Annotated in this window: 2 protein-coding genes; both read left to right on the top strand. The window is 60.5% G+C overall.

The genetic code is table 11. From position 1 onward, the window contains the following. A partial coding sequence (locus tag AWB81_RS42600) for a DUF2950 family protein (protein ID WP_144444382.1) occupies nucleotides 1–264 on the top strand: 264 nt, incomplete at its 5' end. 115 nt (nucleotides 265–379) lie between these two features. Then, complete coding sequence (locus tag AWB81_RS42595) at nucleotides 380–1,636, top strand: transporter substrate-binding domain-containing protein (protein WP_087135610.1); 1,257 nt, start codon at nucleotides 380–382, stop codon at nucleotides 1,634–1,636. The last annotated feature ends 178 nt before the right edge of the window (nucleotides 1,637–1,814 follow it).

Below are 1,814 nucleotides of genomic sequence, written 5' to 3'. Positions count from 1 at the left end.
CACGGCTATCACTATCGGATTCTCACGGCGCAAGGCGCGCACGCGAATGGCGGCCGCAAGAGCTACGAGCGCGACGGCGTGCTCCTCGACGGATGTGCACTCGTGGCATGGCCGGTCACGTACGGCGCGACGGGTGTGATGACATTCCTCGTCAACGACGAAGGGAAGCTTTATCAGAAGAACTTCGGCCCGGAGACCGCGCGCATTGTGGGCCGTCTCAAGTCGTTCGATCCGGACGCATCGTGGTCGCTGGTTAAGCCTTGATCGCTTTTCGTATGTACCATTTGCCGGCGGAGCTACTGGTGCATTGACCAGGGACGTTTCAATAGACGTGGCATGGCGGTAATGCTTTCGGGTGCCCATCCTCGGGAGAGGCGCATTGAACAGGATCTCAAAGTGGCTGCTCGATGCGATGGCTCGGGTCATGCTGCTGTCGATCGTTACCGCTTCCGTTCCGGTTGCCTCCGAACAGGCGATGCCGTTAAGCGAAGCGGCGACCACCCCGGCAGATGCGGGCTGGCGGCGTGGCGTGTCTTTCCCTGAGCGCCAATTGACCAGTCCTGGCTATCCCAGCGGTGCCCGAATGATTCCCGTGGCTGACGGCCCGACAACCGCGTTCGCATTGCCAGCCGCCGCGGATCGGCCGTTGCGGGTGGCGGTCGCCGCGATAGCGCCTTTTGTATTGCCCCATTCCGATCCGCCGGCCGGCTTCAGCATCGACCTGTGGAATGAAGTGGCGCGGCGAATGCACGTCGAATTCGAGTGGCGTCCAGTTCCGGCACGGTCGGATTTGCTACGTGCCGTGCAGGAAGGCGACGCAGACGTCGCCATAGCAGCCATCACCATGACACCGGAACGCGATCGGGTCGTCGATTTCTCGCTTCCCTACTTCGATTCCGGATTGCAGATCATGGTGCGTGCCCGGGACGAAGGTCCGTTTATCGCCACCTTTCGCTCCGTTCCCTGGCGGGCCATTGGCCAGCTTTTTGGCGTGGCGGCCATCCTCGTTTTCCTTCTCGCCAATCTGCTTTGGCTGGTCGAGCGCAAGCGGGACCGCAATTTTCAGAAGCCTTATCTGCGGGCATTGGGCGAGGGTCTCTGGGCGACCATCCTGATCATTGCGACCGGAGAGCACGGCGAACGTGATGCCGCCAGCATGTGGAAGCGTCTGCTGGTTCCCGCGATGTGGCTGATCGGCGTCGTGCTGATTGCGCAGTTCACGGCGACCGTGACGTCGTCGCAAACCGTGATGCAGCTTCAGACCAACATTCACGGTCCTGGCGATCTGCCGGGCAAGACAATTGGTACGGCGGCGGGGACGATTGCCGCCGATTATCTTACCCAGCGTGGCTTGCCCTTCGTCGACGTGAAAACCGCCGACGATGGAATCCGCATGCTCACTAACGGCGATGTGCAGGCGATCGTCTACGATGCGCCAACCCTCCAGTACTGGGCCGCGAAGCGTGGCAATGGGATGTTGCTGGTCGTCGGCCCGTTGTTCCGGCCTGAAAAGTATGGAATCGCTTTGCCGCAGGGCAGCCCGTTGCGCAAGCCGATCAACGAAGCGCTGCTTTCCATGTACGCCGACGGCACCTACGAAAGGATCTACGCAAACTGGTTCCTGCAGGGGAAATAGACTGGTTGCGTAGTGGCGTGTCTGAGTGGTTCATCCGGAAAGGCCCATAAAAAATCTATGAATTAATAAGGACCTCCGAGCCGGCGGGGCTATCGCGACGCTATGTCACGATAGTCTTCCCACCACCAGGCGAAGGAGAGCGACATGGACAGGATTGCCCGTATCGGTGTTGATCTGG

This window comes from Caballeronia arationis, from assembly GCF_001544975.2.
Lineage (GTDB): Bacteria > Pseudomonadota > Gammaproteobacteria > Burkholderiales > Burkholderiaceae > Caballeronia > Caballeronia arationis.
This window is presented reverse-complemented; position numbering and strand designations above follow the sequence as displayed.